Here is a 17,959-nt window from a genome sequence, read left to right as displayed (position 1 = left end):
GCACCCGCGTCGCGGTTAGTACTTCTTGCCGACAGGCTTCTTCTTCGGCGGCGTCGACTTGCCCGACTCCGGCGGCATGCGGTCGGCATGACTGATTTTCAGCTGCGCGCCGCCGACCCACACCTTGCCCAGGTGCTTGAACAGCTCGTCGGGCATGCCGTCAGGCAACTCGACCATGCTGTAGGTGTCGAAGATCTCGATGCGGCCGATGTGCTTGGCCTCCAGCCCGGCCTCGTTGGCGATGGCGCCGACGATGTTGGACGGGGTGGCGGCGTTGTTGCTGCCCACTTCGATGCGGAAGGCGCTCATCGGCAGGGTGACCTTGCCCGGCTTTTCCTTTTTCTTCTTCGGCGCGGCGTCGTCCAGTTCGGCGGCGTCGACGCGGGCGGCGCGCGCCAGCGGCGAGGCGGCCGGCTTGTCGGCAGCCGGCTTGTCGGCGGCGGGCGCCCTGGCCGGGGCGGCTTTGGCCGGCGCCGGACGTGCCGGAGCCGATGGAGCGGCCGATGCCGATGCCGCGGGTGCGCCGTCACCGTTATCGCGGCTGATGCGCAGCTGCTGGCCGGCGACCTTGATGCCGGCCAGGTGGTCGAGCACGTCGCCGGTCAGGTTGTCGGGCATATCGAGCACGCTGTAGTCGTCGTAGATCTCGATGCGGCCGATATGCTTGGAGTCGATGCCGCCCTCGTTGGCGATGGCGCCGACGATGTTACCCGGCTTGACGCCGTGCTGGTAGCCCACTTCGATGCGGAAGGTCTGCATGCCCGGATCGGCGGCGCGCACAACGCGCTCCTTTTTCGGGAAACGGTCGGCGCGGTCCGGACGCTCGGCGCGGTCGCCGCGATCGAATCGATCACCACGGTCGCCACGCTCGGGACGGTCGCCACGGTCATGACGCTCGAAGCCGACCTGGCGGCCCGGCCGCTCGTCCCAGGTGGCGGCGGCGGTCTGCTGCTTCTTATCGAGCAGCAGCGGCACGTCGCCGCGCGCCATCTTGGCCAGCGCGGCGGCGATCTCGATCGCCGGGATGTTCTGTTCGCGCTCGAAGTCCTCGATCAGCGACTGGAACTGTTCCAGCTCGCCCTGGGCCAGGGTTTCGCTGATCTGCGACTTGAATTTGGCGATGCGCACGTCGTTGACCGCCTGGATGGTCGGCAGCTCGAGCATGCCGATCGGCTGGCGCGTGGCGCGCTCGATCGATTTGAGCAGGTTCTTCTCGCGCGGCGTGATGAACAGGATCGCCTCGCCGCTGCGGCCGGCGCGGCCGGTGCGGCCGATGCGGTGGGTGTAGCTTTCCGGATCGTGCGGCACGTCGTAGTTCACCACATGGCTGATGCGCTCGACGTCCAGGCCGCGCGCGGCGACGTCGGTGGCCACCAGGATGTCGATCTTGCCGTCCTTGAGCTGCTGGATGGTGCGCTCGCGCTGCTGCTGCTGGACGTCGCCGTTGATGGCGGCGGCCGAGAAGCCGCGCGCCTGCAGCTTGCTGGCCAGTTCCTCGGTACCGAGCTTGGTGCGCGAGAAGATGATCATGCCGTCGAAGTTCTCGGCCTCCAGGATGCGGGTCAGCGCGTGGAGCTTGTGCATGCCCGACACCAGCCAGTAGCGCTGGCGGATGTTTTCGGCGGTGCCGGTCTTGGCGGCGACGGTGATTTCCTTGGGGCTGCGCAGATAGGTGTTGGCGATGCGGCGGATCGCCGACGGCATCGTCGCCGAAAACAGCGCGGTCTGGCGGCTGTCGGGCGTCTCCTGCAGGATGCGCTCGACGTCGTCGATAAAGCCCATGCGCAGCATCTCGTCGGCCTCGTCGAGCACCAGGGTTTTAAGCTTGGACAGGTCGAGCGAACCCTTGTCCAGGTGGTCGATGACGCGGCCCGGCGTGCCGACGACGACGTGCACGCCGCGGCGCAGCGCCGACAGCTGCGGGCCGTAGCTTTGGCCGCCGTAGATCGGCAGCACGTGGAAGCCGGGGATGTGCGCGGCGTAGGTCTGGAAGGCCTCGGCCACCTGGATCGCCAGCTCGCGGGTCGGCGCCAGCACCAGCGCCTGCGGCGTGGTCTGCTTGATGTCGATGCGCGACAGGATCGGCAGCGCGAAGGCGGCGGTTTTGCCGGTGCCGGTCTGCGCCTGGCCCAGCACGTCGAGGTTGTCGAGCAGCGAAGGAATGGTGGCGGCCTGGATCGGCGAAGGCGACTCGTAGCCGACGTCCTTGAGGGCCTTGATCAGCGGCGCGCTCAGATTCAGATCGGTGAAAAGGGTAATGGGGGAGGTTGGGGTGTCAGACATGGCGTCACTCACAAGTATGTTCGAATCGCCTAATTGCGAAAGAAATTTGGGCGTAGTTTACTCTGTCTCGCCGGTTTCAGCCTTTTTTTGCGTGAAATCGGCCGCTTTGCGGGCAAATTAAGGGCAAATTAAGGGTGACCCCGGCGCTTTCGATTGCCGTCCTATCGTGCCGGCCCTATATTGGCCGCTCCCCCGACCCTGGAGAATCCCATGCCCCCGATCCGCCGCGCCATCCTGGCCGCCACCGTTATTGTCAGCGCCCCCGCCCTCGCCGCCACCTACGGTCCCCAGCTCGAAGGCTTCGCCTACCCGCACAAACTGCAGTACTACGCTTTCACTTCGCAAGGTAAAGATCTGCAGATGGCGTACATGGACGTGGCGCCCACGGCCAAGGCCAACGGCAAGACGGCGGTCCTCATGCACGGCAAGAACTTCTGCGGCGCGACCTGGGAGCAGACCATCACCGCCCTGAGCGCGGCCGGCTACCGCGTGGTGGCGCCCGACCAGATCGGATTCTGCGCCTCGACCAAGCCGGAACACTATCAATACACCTTCCAGCAGCTGGCCGCCAACACCGGGGCGCTGTTAAAGAGCATCGGCGTCAAACAGGCCGCCATCATCGGCCACTCGACCGGCGGCATGCTGGCCACGCGCTATGCGCTGATGTATCCGGAGGCGGTGTCGCGGCTGGTGATGGTCAATCCGATCGGGCTGGAGGACTGGAAGGCGCTGGGCGTGCCGGCGCGCAGCGTCGACCAGTGGTACGAGCGCGAATTGAAGATGACGGCCGACAGCGTGCGCGCCTACGAGAAATCGACCTACTACGTCGGCCGCTGGAAGCCGGAGTACGAGCGCTGGGTCGATATGCTGGCGGGGATGAACGCGGGACCGGGCAAGAAGATCGTGGCGTGGAACTCGGCGCTGATCTACGACATGATCTACACGCAGCCGGTGGTCTATGAATTTCCGCTGCTGAAGGTGCCGACATCGCTGATCATCGGCGACGCCGACACCACCGCCATCGGCAGCGACATCGCGCCGCCGGCCGTCAAGGCAAGAATCGGCAAGTACGAGGTGTTGGGCAAGCAGGTGGTCAAGCAGATCCCGGATGGCCATCTGGTGGAATTCAAGGGCATGGGCCACGCGCCGCAAATGGAGGACCCGGCCGCGTTCCACCGCGCGCTGCTCGAAGAGCTGAGCCGCTAGACGTCCCGGGTGAATGTGGGGTCGGTGCCCCCGCACGGCTCCCTGTGGTAAACCCTCTCTTTCCACTTCTCTTTTCTTCTCCTTTTCTCTTTTTTGAACTCTTTTTTAAATTAGCGATCTAAAAAGAAGAAAATAGAAGAAAAGAGAGGGGAAAAACGAATGTTTACCACAGTGACCGCGCATGGGATTTACCTGAGCGGCGCAAGTTTCGCTATCGTCTTGAAGATACCGCGTACTAAAAAAAAGAGAGACGGGGCGTATCCCGTCTCTCTTTTTTCTTGCACCGCCCAGGCCAAGGGTCCGGGGCGGCACGTCATGCGCTAGCTGATGGTGCCTACGGCTTGATTACTTGGCTGGCGTTGCCGGAGTCGCTGGCGTCGCCGGGGTTGCTGGTTCCGCAGGCGCCGGCTTGGCCGCTTTTTCAGCCTTGGCCTTCTTGTGATGCGTTTTCTTCGCAGCGGTGTGCTCGTGCGGTGCCGCCGGCGCGGCTGGCGTGGCGGCAGTTGCCGTTGCAGGCGCCGCCGGCGTCGCAGGGGTTGCCGGCGTTGCAGGGGCCTGGGCGAATGCGGCGCCAGCGAACAGGGTGGCGATCAGGGTAGCGGTAATTTTCTTCATGATATAAATCCTCTTAAACGGTATAAATTATTTAAATTATTTTAGTAAAACTGACCCTTTTTTTTACTTCTTCACTGCGACTGCCACTTCATTCGTTTCCACTTCTAATTTCCGGCATCGCGTTGATTGCGTGCCGTATGAGCAGAAAACGGCCCTCGCCACCGATGAGTTGACCGCCCTTACAACCTCTTACCGACTCTTACACAAGGTTACAAACGTCCGAAAATTCCAGTAAGATGTCCCGCGTCAGCATCAGAACCACAACCTAGGAATCCATATGCGTCTTACAGTGTTAGCCCTCGCCGCCGGTATCGCCTTGCAGGCGCCTGCCCAGGCTCAAGTCCAGCAACCCGTCATCGCCGAGGCGCCGCTGCGCGCCCACCTGTCCTTCCTGGCCGACGACCTGTTCGAAGGGCGCGGCACCGGCCAGCGCGGCGGCGACCTGACGGTGCGCTATCTGGAGACGCAGGCGGCCATCATCGGCCTCAAACCGCTGGCCGGCGGCGGCTACCGCCAGTCCGTCAAGATCGAGGGCACCAAGCTGCTGCCGGGGAGCCTGGTGCGCTTCGACGCCGGCGGCAAGACCATCGCGCCCAAGACCGGCACCGAGATCGTCTTCGGCACCATGAGCGGCAAACAGGACGTCACCGTCGACGCCCCGCTGGTGTTCGTCGGCTACGGCGCCAGCGCGCCGGAGGAAAACTGGGACGACTACAAGGGCGTCGACATGAAGGGCAAGATCCTCGTCATGATGGTCAACGACCCGCAGCCGACCGCCGAGGAGCCCAACCGCTTCGCCGGCAAGGCCTACACCTACTACGGCCGCTGGCTGTACAAGTTCGAGGAGGCGGTGCGGCGCGGCGCCGCCGGCGCGCTGCTGATCCACACCACGCCGTCGGCCTCCTACCCGTGGAGCGTGCCGGCCAACGGCTTTGGCCACGAGCGCTTCCACCTGGCCGGCAAGGGCAATCCGGTCGAGGGCTGGCTGCAGGAGGACACGGCGCGTGCGCTGTTCGCCGCCGCCGGCTTCGATCTGGACGACTTGCGCGCCAAGGCCGAACGGCGCGACTTCACGCCGGTCGACCTCAAAATCAAGGTCCACGCCGAGGTGCGCAGCGCCGTGCGCCAGATCGAGCAGTTCAACGTCGCCGGCATCGTGCCCGGCACCGACGCCAAACTGAAGGAACAGGCGGTGATCTATTCGGCCCACTGGGACCACCTGGGCATCGACGAGGGCGTGCGCCGCGACGACAAGACCGACCACACCTACAACGGCGCCATCGACAACGCGTCCGGCACCGCCGCGCTGCTGGTGATGGCCGCCGAGGCGGTCAAGCATCCGGCCAAGCGCACACAGATCTTCCTATGGCCGGCGGCCGAGGAACAGGGCCTGCTGGGCAGCGCCGCCTATGTGCAAAACCCGGCCTGGCCGCTCGACAAGACCACCGCCGACCTCAACCTCGACAGCATGAACTTCGTCGGCAAGACCAGCGACATCGGCGTCGCCGGCGCCGAACGCAGCAGCCTGTACGAGGCCGCCGGCGCCGTCGCCAAAAAGATGGGCCTGACCCTGGCTCCGGCCATCCCCGACCTGTCGGGCGCCTTCTTCCGCGCCGACCATTTCAATTTCGCCAAGGCCGGCGTGCCGGCGTTCAACGTCGGCTCGGCGGTGTTCTCCGGCGACGGCCACTTCACCTTCGTCAAGGACCTCGAGCCGTCGCGCGCCAAGCTGGTCGCTTTCAAGAAGGACTACCACCAGGTCACCGACGAGTACCGCCCCGAGTGGGATTTGTCGGGCATGGTGCAGCAGGCGCAATTCACGCTCAACCTGGGCTACGCGGTGGCCAACGCCCCGGCCATGCAGACCTGGAAGGCCGGCGACGCCTTCGGCAAGGTCAAGCGTTAACCACGGGCTAGGCACGACGTCTGATATATGCCACAGAGCAACACCTGAAACGGCCTATAATGCTGACAGGCATGTTCGGGTGGCGTATGACTTTCAATTTCTTCAGGCTTGTCGTTTTACTCACGACGCCCGCGCTCCGGCGCGCCGGCGCCGCCGCCGCCATGGCGCCGCTGTTGATCTTCCTGCTGTGGCTGCCGGCCGGCGCGGCCCACGCCGCCGAGGACCGCTTCGACGGCGGCAAGGTCGACGGCTGCACGCGCGCGGGCAAAACCTACACCTGCCCCACCTTGTCGCAGGCCAACGACATCACCATCGACAATGGCTACACGGTGCAGGTGTCCAGCGCCGTCTCCTTCACCTGGTTCCAGGTGCTCAAGATGAGCGGCAGCGCCGTGCTGCGCGCCAGCGGCGACCTCGATCTGCGCGGCCTGCAGACCAATAACACGCAGGTCGGCGGCGGCACCCTGTCCACCGGCGGCACCTTCCGCCTCGGCTCGAACGACCAGACCGTGAGCGCCGACGTCGTCGCCGCCGCGATCGCCACCGGCGGGCCGTCGACCCGCATCAACGGCGACGTCACCGTCGACGGCCAGGCCAACCTCGGCTCGAGCACCACCATCACCGGCAAGCTGTCGGCGGCGACGGTGACGGCCGGCCCCAGCCTGCGGATCGACGGCGGCATCGCCGCCAGCGGCACCGTCAGCCTGGGCTCGAACAACACCGTCAAGGGCGGCATCGCCGGCCTCGCCGGTGTCAACGGCGGGCGCGGCGGCGCCGTCACCACCGGCTCCGGCTCCACCATCACCGGCAACATCTTCGTCTCCGCCTTCACCCTGGCCTCGGGCAGCACCCTGGCCGGCGACATCAACGCCGCCACGGTCGAGCTCAGCGCCGCCAACGCGGTGGTCACCGGCAACATCACCGCCACCACCTCGCTGGTGGTCGGCAGCGGCGGCAGCGTCACCGGCAAGATCGACTCGCCCAAGGTCGAACTCAACGCCTCCGGCGTCACCATCAAGGGCGACATCAACGCCGCCACCTCGCTCACCATCAGCAGCGGCAACACCGTCAACGGCAACATCACCGGCACCACCCTGACGATCGCCTCGTCCAACGTCGTCGTCAACGGCAACGTCACGATGAAGGGCGACATCGACATCGGCTCGGGCGCCACCATCAACGGCGACATCGTCGCGCGCAACATCACCACCAAAGCCTCGGGTGACAACCTCAACGGCAACGTCGCCGTCAACGCCATCTTCCTCGACTGGGGCGCCACCGTCAGCAAGACCATCACCTGCACCGGCCCCGGCGCCGTCAAGTGCAGCTGCGTCACCAAGGCCGATCCCAACTACCAGCCCGTCTGCGGCGCCGCCCCGCCGCCGTCGGGCGTGCACCATTTCCGCATCACCCACCCCGGCAACGCCCTGACCTGCCAGCCGCAACCGGTCACCGTCACCGCCTGCGCCAACGCCGACTGCAAGCTGCCCCACTACAGCGGGACGGCCACCACCATCCTGCAGCCGGGCAACCAGACGTTCGAGGTCAAGAACGGCGAGACGGTCGCCACCGTCCAGCAATTCACCGCCGGCACCGCCACCGTCTCGGGCTCGGGCGGGCTCAATCCCAGCACCTGCGTCAACACCGGCGACGCCGCGCGGCCGTGCGACCTGGTCTTCGCGACCAGCGGGCTGGTCGTCACGGTCCCCAACCACGTCTCGATGGAGAGCGGGGTGGCCGTCACCATCCAAGCGCTGACCGCATCGGCAAAGAACCAGAGTTGCGTGCCGCTGGTGGCCGGCAAGACCGTGGACGTCAACATGGCCTGCGAATACAGCAACCCGTCCGCCAACGTGGCCACCGTCACGCCGCAGGTCGGGGACAAACTCCTCAATTGCGGCGCCAGCGCGACCAAGGTCGGCGTGCCGTTCGCCTTTAACGCCGACGGCCTGGCCAGCTTACCGCTGCAGTACGCCGAGGTCGGCAAGGTCAAGCTCACGGCCAGCTATACAGGCAGCGGCGCCGCGGCCGGCTTCAACGCCGGCGGCAACGCCACATTCATCGCCGCCCCCAAGGCTTTCACGATCGACGCCGTGAGCAAGACCACCGGCGCCACCCTGAGCATGCTGGACCCGGCCAAGGACGAAGTCTTCGCCCGGGCCAGCGAAGACTTCACCGTCACGGTCACCGCCGTCAACGCCAAGGGCAACCCGACGCGGAACTTCGGCAAGGAAAGCCCGGCGGAAAACATCGCACTGACCGTCGCCGTTGCCAATCCCGACCAGGCCAACCCGCTCGACCGCCGCGACCACGGCACCATCACCGCCGGAAAATTCGCCCCGTTCAGCGACGGCGTCACCCGAAGCGTGGCCGACGCTAGCGGCCTGTGGCGCTTCAGCGATGTCGGCACCATCAGCCTGGGCGCCGCGCTGATCACCACCCACTACATGGGCCACGCCATCGACAGCTTCCGCACCGCCGGCGTGCGGACCGTCGGCCGTTTCATCCCCGACCACTTCGACACGGTGCTCATGACCGCCGCCGAGATTGCCGCGATACCGGACGCGCGCGCCGACGCCCGCACCATGAGCTGCGCCGGCCTTGCGGCGGCCGTCAATCCCTGCCCGGCGGGCGGCCTCAGCTTCATCAACTCCAACCAGCCGTTCTTCGTCAAGGTGCTCGCCTACAACGGCGACCAGCAACCGGCGCTGACGCGCAACTACACCGGCCCGCTGGCCCGGCCCGTCACGCTGTCGGCGGTGAAGACCGCCGGCGCCACCGGCAACGATATCGCGATGCAGGGCGGCACGCTGGAGTGGACCGGCGCAGCCACCGACGCCAGGTTCGGCTTCCGCCAGGGCGTGGGCACGCTGGCAAGCAATCTGCCGCTGCTGCGCCTGCCCGGCGCCTATCCGGCGGCCCATTTGACGCCCGTCACCGGCTACTTGCGCGCCATCGACAGCGACGCCGCCACGTCGCTGCGGCGCGGCGCGTTCGCCCCGGCCTCGGTCGAGGCCGGGCTCACCGTGGTCAGCGGCCGCCTGCTGATCGCCAACACCTACGGCTCGCCCACCGGCAGCCTGCCGGTCGACGCCACCGCCCAGTACTACATGCCGGTCGGCTACGTGTTCAATCCGCAGGTGCAGGTTGCTAGCTTGGCGATCGGCGGCGCCATCGAATTCAACAATTGCCTCGCGGGCATGGCCGGCCGCTGCCCGGCGATGAAGGCCGCGGCGCCAGCCACGTTCGAGCTCAAGAACGGCAAGGGCACCTTCCGCGTCGCGCCGCCGGTGCCGGCGCCGACGGCGATCGGCTCGGCGGACGTCTCGCTGGGATCGCTGATCTACTACCTGCCCAGCAGCTTCGGCCGCGCCACCTTCGGCATCTACCGCTCCGGCCCGGTGATCTACCGGCGCGAGGTGTACTAGAGGCAATCCGGCGCTACCGGACGCGCGCTGCAAAGGCGCGCGAAACAAGGTACGATGGCCGCTTTCTGCCCCTACAAGGAACGCCATGGAAACCAATTCGAAGTGGATCGACGTCGCCACCGCCGACGGCAAGTTTGAAGCCTACCTGTCGCTGCCGCGCTCCGGCAAGGGCCCGGGCATCGTGTTGCTGCAGGAAATCTTCGGCGTCAACCAGCACATCCGCAACGTCGCCGACCAGTACGCCGCCGACGGCTACGTGGTGCTGGCGCCGGACCTGTTCTGGCGCCAGGGCGCCCACATCGAACTGGCCTACGACGGCGACGGCTGGAAGCGCGCCGTCGAGCTGATGAACGCCACCGACGTCGACAAGGCCCAGGCCGACATCGCCGCCACCGTCAAGGTGCTGCGCGCGCTCGACGCCGTCGGCGGCCAGAAGGTCGCCTCGATGGGCTTTTGCTTCGGCGGCAAGCTGTCCTACCACACGCTGGCCAACGGCCTGGTCGACGCCGGCGTGTGCTACTACGGCGGCGGCATCCAGAATTCGCTCGAGCGCGCCGACCAGATCACCGCGCCCATGCTGATGCACTTCGGCGGCGCCGACAGCCACATCCCGGCCGACGCCGTCAAAAGCATCGCCGAACGCTTCGACAGCAACGACCAGGTCGAGATCCACGTCTACGAGGGCGCCGAGCACGGCTTCAACTGCAACCACCGCGACAGCTACCAGCAGCGCGCCGCCGCCCAGGCGCACGGCCACACGCTGGTGTTCCTCGGCGAACAACTGTAAAGGGGCGCCATGGCACGCCTGACCCTGGACTTCCCCGACGACCAGTATTATTTCGAGACCCGGATGACGGTGCGCAGCACCGACATCAACGCCGCCAACCACCTGGGCAACGATTCGATGGTCTCGATGCTGTCCGAGGCGCGCGCGCTGTTCCTGGCGCACTACGGCGCGCCGGAGATCGACGCCGACGGCCTGGGCACCATCGTCACCGACCTGGCGACGATGTTCAAGGCCGAGGCGCACGCGCGCGACCTGCTGCTGTTCGAGGTGGGGGTGATGGACTTCAACCGCTACGGCGGCGACCTGATCTTCCGCGTCACGCGCCCGGCCGATGGCAAGCTGATCGCCATGGCCAAGTACGGCTTCGTGTTCTTCAATTTCCAGAGCGGCCAGGTCGCGGCCATGCCGGCGGCTTTCCTGGCCCACTTCCCCAAAGCCGCCCAGCCCGGCTGACGGGCGGTGGTTCGGCCGCGGTTCAGCCGATCAGCGGCTGGCCACCTTCGGCACGATGGTCTTGCCGAACCACTCGTCGATCATCTGCTTCTCGTAGCGCAGCGGGTCGCTGTCCGAATGGCGGCTCATGCGCTGCTGGTACATCATGTTCGACAGCTCGTCGTCGCCGCTGCGCAGCACCTGGCCGTTTTCCTCCAGCGTGTAGCGCAGGTGCATGCGCGGCCAGTCGGCGCCGCCCCGCATGATGCGGATGTCCTCGCCGCCGCTGCGGCGCGGCCACAGTTGTCCCGCCAGGTCGATGTCGAGCACCTCGATCTTGAGGTTCTGGCCGGCCGGCAACTGCTTGTTGAGCGAGGCGAAATACTGGGCGAAATCCTTCTGCAGGCGCTCGCGCTCGATCGGGCTGCGCGGCATGTCGGTGAACTCCTCCGGCTTGACGAAGGTGACGCTCACGTCCGCCCACGCGGCGCCGCTGGCCAGCAACGCCAGGGCGGCGGCCAGCAAGGGTTTGGTCATCAGGCGCATTTTGCTACTCCTTCACGGGTTTCATGCGGGATTCGTATTGGACACTAATTAATATAGCCCTTTTCCCGCGCCCCCGCCCGGCCTGAATCGATTTGTTACCAATGCCGCCTTTCGGCGTAACATGCCCGTGACTTGCGGGTCACGCCCCTGTCACGCCCCTGTCACAAGCGGCCGCTAAGATGGCCGCCGTCGAGGCAACGCCGCCGCCTCGCATGCCGCCGCGCCGCCGCCGGCGCATGGAACGGCCCCCAATAGAAACAGGATTGATATGACCGAGTCCCCCGACCCGTCCCGCCGCCGCCTGGTGCAACTGCTGGCCGGCGCGCCGCTGCTGCCGTTGGCCACCGGCGGCCTGGCCGCCACCCTGCTGAGCGCCTGCGCCGCCAGCCAGACCGCCACCGCCGCGCCAAAATTGCTGTCGGTCACCTTCACCGGCATGGCCGCGCCGACCCTCGCCGACCCGGCGCAAATGGCCACCACGACGGTCGCCTCCTCGCTCAGCGCCACCTACGCGGACGGCAAGACGCAAACCTACCAACTGGCCTATCAGCCCTTCTTCATCACCGGCGCCATGGTCGCTGACGGCAGCGGCGGCACCGTGCTGGCCGGCGGCTACTACGACATCCACAACCAGCCCATCCTCGACCAGACCGACGCCGGCCGGCGCCACTTCTTCTCCGACTGCCCGGACGGCACGTCCCTGCTCAAGCTCGACGCGCCGACCGTCGCCGGCGTCAAGGGCAACACCGTGTTCGCCGTCGTCCAGTTCGAATACACCACCCGCAATGTCAAGGGCGAGACGATGTACGGCATGCTGCCCTCGCCGATCGCCGTGCTGACGCTGGACCAGGACAAGGCCACCGGCGCGCTGACCTTGGTGAAATACCACAACATCGACACCAGCGGCGTCCACGGCCTGTGGATCACCTGCGGCGCCAGCCGCTCGCCGTGGAACACCCACCTGTCGAGCGAGGAATACGAGCCGGACGCCGCCGCCATCGCCGGCAACGGCCAGTTCGCCAACTTCAGCGCCAACCTGTACGGCGACCCCGCCAAAGCCAATCCCTACCACTACGGCCACATGCCGGAGGTCACCGTCAAGCCGGACGGCACCGGCAGCGTCAAGAAGCACTACTGCATGGGCCGCATCTCGCACGAGCTGGTGCAGGTCATGCCCGACGAGCGCACCGCGCTGATGGGCGACGACGCCACCAACGGCGGCCTGTTCATGTTCGTCGCCGACCGCGCGCGCGACCTGTCGAGCGGCACCCTGTACGTCGCCAAGTGGCTGCAGAAAACCGCCGACAACGGCGGCTCGGCCGACCTCCAATGGATCAAGCTCGGCCATGCCACCAGCGCCGAGATCAAGGCGCTGGCCGACAGGCTCAAGGCGGCCGACATCCTCACCGTCAAGACCACCGACCCGGCCGACGCCGGCTATACAAAAATCCCGTACAGCGGCAAGACCAACTGGATCAAGATCGCGCCCGGCATGGACAAGGCGGCCGCCTTCCTCGAGACGCACCGCTACGCCGCCTTCAAGGGCGGCAGCCTGGGCTTCACCAAGCTGGAGGGCACCACCGTCAACGTCAAGGACAAGATCGCCTATAGCGCGATGAGCTACATCCAGGCCGCGATGAAAAACGGCTCGGGTGGCATCGCGGTCAAAGGGCCGAACGCCGGCGCCGTCTACGCGCTCAACCTCCAGGCCGGCCAGGTCGACGACAGCGGCGCCGCCATCGACAGCGCCTGGGTGCCGGTCGACATGGCCGCCATGCTGGTGGGCGAGGATTTGCCGGCCGCCGACGCGCTGGGCAACCTGGCCGATCCGGACCAGATCGCCAACCCGGACAACATCAAGTTCTCGGAAAAGCTGCGCACCTTGTTCATCGGCGAGGACAGCGGCCTACACGTCAACAACTTCCTGTGGGCATACAACGTCGACGCCAAGACCTTGACGAGGCTGTTGTCGGCGCCATCGGGGGCGGAGTCGACCGGCTTGCACGCGGTGGACGACATCAACGGTTTCGCCTACATCATGAGCAACTTCCAGCACCCGGGCGACTGGGAAGCGGCGCTGCACGGCAAGGTGCAGGCCGCCTTGGATCCGCTGATCCGCGCCAATTACCGCGACCGGTACGGCGCGGCGGTGGGATATTTGACCGGACTACCGACCCTCGCTTAACCCCGGAGACACGTAGGGCGGATTAGGCGGAACGCCGTAATCGGCCATGCATGCGTCGCCGCAACGCATGCATGGCCGATTACGCTGCGCTAATCCGCCCTACGTGTCTCCAAGGTCTCCCACACGCCCCAGTCCTCCTCCCATCAAAATATTTCACGTCGGGATAGCAATATTGTCCGATTCAAAGTATTGTTCAGCTTATACGTAGTGTTACGTAAAACTAACACCTCGCCCTTCAGCCCGATAGTGTTGTGCGAAGCAACAGGAAATTTTATTGCTTGTTGTTAATGGCGTTGGACACGACTACAATCAAAAATTAATCCATACGTTATTTAGCGGAACGTTCCCCTATGTCCTTTTTGTCATCTGCCGCCCCCAAGTTAGCACCGTGGAAAGTTTTGTTGGTCGATGACGAACCGGACATCCACGACATCACCAAGCTTACCCTGAGCCGCTTCCGCCTCGATGGCCGCGCGCTCAGCTTCGTGCACGCCTACAGCGGCGCCGAGGCCAAGGAAGTGCTGTCGCGCGAAACCGACATCGCGCTGGTGTTCCTCGACGTGGTGATGGAAAAGGAGGACAGCGGCCTCGAAGTGGCGCGCTGGATGCGCCAGGACCTCGACAACCAGTTCACCCGCATCGTGCTGCGCACCGGCCAGCCCGGCCAGGCGCCGGAGGAACGGGTGATCGTCAACTACGACATCAACGACTACAAAGAAAAGACCGAGCTCGACCGTACCAAGCTGTTCACCACCACCTTCGCCGCGCTGCGCGCCTACCGCGACATCATGAAGGTCGAGGAGGCCCGCCGCGCCCAGGCCAACTACCGCGAAGGCCTGGAACGGGTGATCGCCGCCTCGGCCCACATCTTCCAGCAACGCAACCTCAAGGACTTCGCCAACGGCCTGCTGCAGCAAGTGGTCGCGCTGTTGCGTCTCGAACACAGCATGCTGCTGCGCCTGCGCGGCGCCACCGCCTTCGGCGGCGAACAGGAATACGAAGTGCTGGCCCAGATCGGCGACGACGAGGGCACCTTGCTCAATGACGCGGTGCTGGCCCAGCTCGACGAGGCCAAGAGCAACAAGATCTCGCGCGTCGAAGGCGACACCTATATCGGTTACTTCCCCAACAACAGCGGCAAGGCTTCGCTGCTGATCCTCAAAGGTGTCGAGGAAATCTCCGAGATCGACACCAAGCTGCTGGAAGTGTTCTGCTCCGGCGTCGCCATCGCCTTCGACAACATCCTGCTGACCCAGGAAATCACCGACACCCAGGCCGAGCTGATCCTGCGCCTGGGCGACGTCGTCGAATCGCGCTCCAACGAGGCCGGCAACCACGTGCGCCGCATGGCCGAGGTGTGCCACCTGCTGGCCACCGCCGCCGGCATGCCGGAGGACGAGACGGCCGTGCTGCGCCACGCCGCCCCGATGCACGACATCGGCAAGATCGCCACGCCGGACGCCGTGCTGCTCAAGCCGGGCAAGCTCGACGCCGCCGAATGGGAAATCATGAAGCAGCACCCGACGGTCGGCCTGTCGATCCTGGACGGCTCGCAGCGGCCGATCCTCAAGGCGGCGGCGGTCATCGCCCACCAGCACCACGAGAAATTCGACGGCAGCGGCTATCCGCAGGGCCTCAAGGGACATGACATCCACCTGTACGCGCGCATCGTCGCCGTCGCCGACGTCTTCGACGCGCTGATGCACAAGCGCTGCTACAAGGACGCCTGGCCGATCGACAAGGTGGTCGAGCACCTGCGCGAAGTGGCCGGCCAGCACCTCGACCCGGTGTATGTCGACCTGCTGGTGCAAAACATCGACAAAGCCGTCGCGATCAACGAACGCTTCCCCGACTGACCACGGAGACACGTAGGGCGGATTAGGCGGAACGCCGTAATCCGCCAATGCATGCGCCACCGCGACGCACGCATTGGCGGATTACGCTGCGCTAATCCGCCCTACGTGTCTTTGTGGTTCATCCGCGCCGTTCAACATAAGCATATTTGCAATCGGTTGTTGTTAGAACGAATTCCTTGCTCGTAAGATATTGGTCCAGACCAAGCAAGGAATCCGTCATGCCGCGCCACACCCTCCCCCAATTGCCCCTGCGCCGCAGCGTTCTCGCCTGCGCGCTATTGCTGCCGCTGCCCGCCGCCCACGCGCAGGACACGACCACCGGTGAAACCGCCGCCATCGACCAGGTCACCGTGGTCGGCTCGCGCGCGCGCAACCGCACCGTGTTCGACAGCGCCGTCCCGATCGACCGCTTCGGCCAGCGCGAGGTGGAGAACGCCCTCGCCAGCGGCGACCTCGGCGCCGCCCTGCAAAACCTGTCGCCGTCGATCAACTTCCCGCGCATCGAATCGAGCGGCGCCTCCGACTCCGTGCGCGGCATCCAGCTGCGCGGCCTCGCGCCCGACCAGGTGCTGGTGCTGATCAACGGCAAACGCCGCCACGCCAGCGCCGTGCTCGACACCGAAAGCAGCTTCGCCGGCACCGTCCCGGTCGACGTCAACGCCATTCCGCCCGGCGCCATCGACCACATCGAAATCCTGCGCGACGGCGCCGGCGCCCAATACGGCAGCGACGCCGTCGCCGGCGTCATCAACATCGTGCTCAAGAAAGCGCGCAGCGGCGGCTCGGCCTCGGTCAGCTACGGCGCCAACCACACCGACTTCAAGCCGACCAACGACACCAAGACCGACGGCCAGACCAAAATCGTCAGCGCCGACTACGGCGTGCCGGTCGGCGATGCCGGCTTCGTGCGCTTCGGTGCCGAGACGCGCGACCGCAATCCGACCAACCGCGCCGGCCGCAGCGACGCCGGCTGGACCTCGTGGAACGCGACGCCACAAGATCTGGCGCTGGACGGCCAGGTGGTGTTCAAATCCGGCGACTCGCGGCAAAAGAACCACTACCTGTTCTACAACGCGCTGGTGCCAATAAGCGCCAGCGCGGGGGTCGACGCCTACTCCTTCGCCACCGTCAACAAACGCAAATCCGACGGCAGCGCCTACTTCCGCTACCCGGGCGACCCGTCCAACGTGGCGTCTATTTACCCGAACGGCTACCGCCCCGGCACCAACGGCGACATGACCGACACCAGCGTCGTCGCCGGCCTGCGCCTGGCCAGCGGCGCCTGGAACTGGGACCTGAGCGCCCGCCACGGCGGCAACAAGTTCGACTACGACCTGTCCAACTCGGTCAACGCCTCGCTGGGCGAGGCCAGCCCGACCAGCTTCCACCTGGCCACCTTCGACTTCAAGCAAAACGCCGTCAACGCCGACGTCACGCGCGAACTGGACCTGGGCATCGGCGCGCCGGTCAACCTGGCGCTGGGCGCCGAGTACATGCGCGAGAGCTATCAAAGCTCGCCGGGCGATCCGGCCTCGTACGCCGCCGGCACAGTCCCCGGCGCGCCGCCGGGCGCCCAGGCCGGCCCCGGCCTGCGCCCGCAGGACGCCTTCGACGGCAGCCGCTCGATCCGTTCCGTCTACGCCGACATCGAAAGCGACATCACCAGCCGCCTGCTGCTGGGCGCGGCCGCCCGCTACTCCGACTATAGCGACTTCGGCACCGCCAGCACCGGCAAGCTGTCGGCACGCTATAAACTGAGCGACGGCTTCCTGCTGCGCGGCTCGCTGTCGAACAGCTTCCGCGCGCCGGCGCTGGTGCAGACCGGCTTCCGCTTCTCGACCTTGAACTTCAACGAGGACGGCAGCGCGCTGCAAACGGCCTCGCTGCTGCCGGCCAGCGATCCATTGGCGCGCGCCTTCGGCGCCGAGGCGCTCAAGCCGGAGAAGTCCACCAACCTGTCGATCGGCGCCGCCTGGCGTCCGCAGCGCAACACCAGCGTCACCCTCGACGCCTACCGGATCAGGATCCGCGACCGCATCACCCGCACCAGCGACCTGCAAAGCGACGCCGCCACCGCCTATCTGGCCGGCATCGGCCGCACCGACATCCAATCGGTGGCCTATCTGGCCAACCTGCTCGACACCACCACCACCGGCTTCGACGCGGTCGTCAACCACGACCTGCCGTTCGCCGGCGGCAAGCTCGACCTGAACGCCGCGCTCAACCTGAACAAGACCCGCATCGACAAGGCGCGCCAGAGCTCCGCCGCGCTGTCGCGGATCGATCCGGACCTGCCCTTGTTGACCGACATGAGCCTGTTCCGCATCCGCAACGCCTCGCCGAAGAACAAGCTGGTGCTGAGCGCCGACTGGCAGGCGGCGCAGTGGAGCCTGCAAGCCAAGGCCACGCGTTTCGGTCCGCTCAAGGATTTCTCGTACGACCAGGACGCCGAGATCATCGACGGTGTCAACGCCCAGCGCTTCGGCGCCGTCTGGACCCTGGACCTGGAGGCGCAATACAAGCTGACCAGGCAGCTGACGGTTGCCGTCGGCGGCGACAACATCCTCGACCGCTACCCGCAACGCGTGCGCCAGACCAACAACGCCACCTATGGCGGCGCGCTGCCGTACAATTTTATTAATCCGATCGGCCTCAACGGCGCCTATTTCTACGGCCGCCTGCGCTACACTTTCTAAGCTCAAAATTAACTCAGGA

11 protein-coding genes are annotated in these 17,959 nt (G+C 66.0%); 8 read left to right on the top strand and 3 right to left on the bottom strand.

Translation table 11 applies throughout. The annotated features are described in order from the left end of the window. Window positions 1-15 precede the first annotated feature (15 nt). Window positions 16-2,283 carry a DEAD/DEAH box helicase gene (locus AC07P1_RS26195; protein WP_494698589.1) on the bottom strand — a complete coding sequence of 756 codons (2,268 nt, stop codon included), beginning with the start codon at window positions 2,281-2,283 and terminating at the stop codon, window positions 16-18. Between the two features lie 210 nt (window positions 2,284-2,493). Here AC07P1_RS26195 and AC07P1_RS26190 point away from each other — a divergent pair, with 210 nt between their 5' ends. Next, window positions 2,494-3,489: an alpha/beta fold hydrolase gene (locus AC07P1_RS26190; RefSeq protein WP_494698588.1), complete on the top strand. Its 996-nt coding sequence runs from the start codon at window positions 2,494-2,496 to the stop codon at window positions 3,487-3,489. 345 nt (window positions 3,490-3,834) lie between these two features. On the opposite strand, the gene AC07P1_RS26185 is transcribed toward AC07P1_RS26190, so the two are convergent. After that, window positions 3,835-4,104 carry a hypothetical protein gene (locus AC07P1_RS26185; RefSeq protein WP_494698587.1) on the bottom strand — a complete coding sequence of 90 codons (270 nt, stop codon included), beginning with the start codon at window positions 4,102-4,104 and terminating at the stop codon, window positions 3,835-3,837. Window positions 4,105-4,381: 277 nt separating this feature from the next. On the opposite strand from AC07P1_RS26185, the gene AC07P1_RS26180 reads away from it, so the two are divergent. From AC07P1_RS26180 to AC07P1_RS26165, 4 genes are all read left to right on the top strand, one after another. Next, window positions 4,382-6,010 carry a M28 family peptidase gene (locus AC07P1_RS26180; protein ID WP_494698586.1) on the top strand — a complete coding sequence of 543 codons (1,629 nt, stop codon included), beginning with the start codon at window positions 4,382-4,384 and terminating at the stop codon, window positions 6,008-6,010. 86 nt (window positions 6,011-6,096) lie between these two features. Beyond that, window positions 6,097-9,438: a DUF6701 domain-containing protein gene (locus AC07P1_RS26175; RefSeq protein ID WP_494698585.1), complete on the top strand. Its 3,342-nt coding sequence runs from the start codon at window positions 6,097-6,099 to the stop codon at window positions 9,436-9,438. Between the two features lie 85 nt (window positions 9,439-9,523). Continuing rightward, window positions 9,524-10,225, top strand: coding sequence for a dienelactone hydrolase family protein (locus AC07P1_RS26170; protein ID WP_494698584.1), 702 nt, complete (start codon window positions 9,524-9,526; stop codon window positions 10,223-10,225). A gap of 9 nt (window positions 10,226-10,234) precedes the next feature. Then, window positions 10,235-10,678, top strand: coding sequence for an acyl-CoA thioesterase (locus tag AC07P1_RS26165; protein ID WP_494698583.1), 444 nt, complete (start codon window positions 10,235-10,237; stop codon window positions 10,676-10,678). A 30-nt stretch (window positions 10,679-10,708) separates the two neighbouring features. On the opposite strand, the gene AC07P1_RS26160 is transcribed toward AC07P1_RS26165, so the two are convergent. Continuing rightward, window positions 10,709-11,203 (bottom strand): DUF3016 domain-containing protein, encoded by a 495-nt coding sequence (locus AC07P1_RS26160; protein WP_494698582.1) that lies wholly within the window; start codon window positions 11,201-11,203, stop codon window positions 10,709-10,711. Between the two features lie 268 nt (window positions 11,204-11,471). Between AC07P1_RS26160 and AC07P1_RS26155 the strand changes: the two genes are divergently transcribed. From AC07P1_RS26155 to AC07P1_RS26145, 3 genes are all read left to right on the top strand, one after another. Continuing rightward, complete coding sequence (locus AC07P1_RS26155) at window positions 11,472-13,388, top strand: PhoX family protein (RefSeq protein ID WP_494698581.1); 1,917 nt, start codon at window positions 11,472-11,474, stop codon at window positions 13,386-13,388. 350 nt (window positions 13,389-13,738) lie between these two features. Then, a complete protein-coding gene (locus AC07P1_RS26150) occupies window positions 13,739-15,244 on the top strand; it encodes a DUF3369 domain-containing protein (protein WP_494698580.1) in 1,506 nt (501 codons plus the stop codon). 218 nt (window positions 15,245-15,462) lie between these two features. Further along, a complete protein-coding gene (locus tag AC07P1_RS26145) occupies window positions 15,463-17,940 on the top strand; it encodes a TonB-dependent receptor plug domain-containing protein (protein ID WP_494698579.1) in 2,478 nt (825 codons plus the stop codon). Window positions 17,941-17,959: the final 19 nt, after the last annotated feature.

It is taken from the genome of Duganella sp. GW821-FHT07F09, assembly GCF_059418705.1.
Note: the sequence above shows the minus strand (reverse complement) of the source record. Positions and strands in the feature narration are given on the sequence as shown.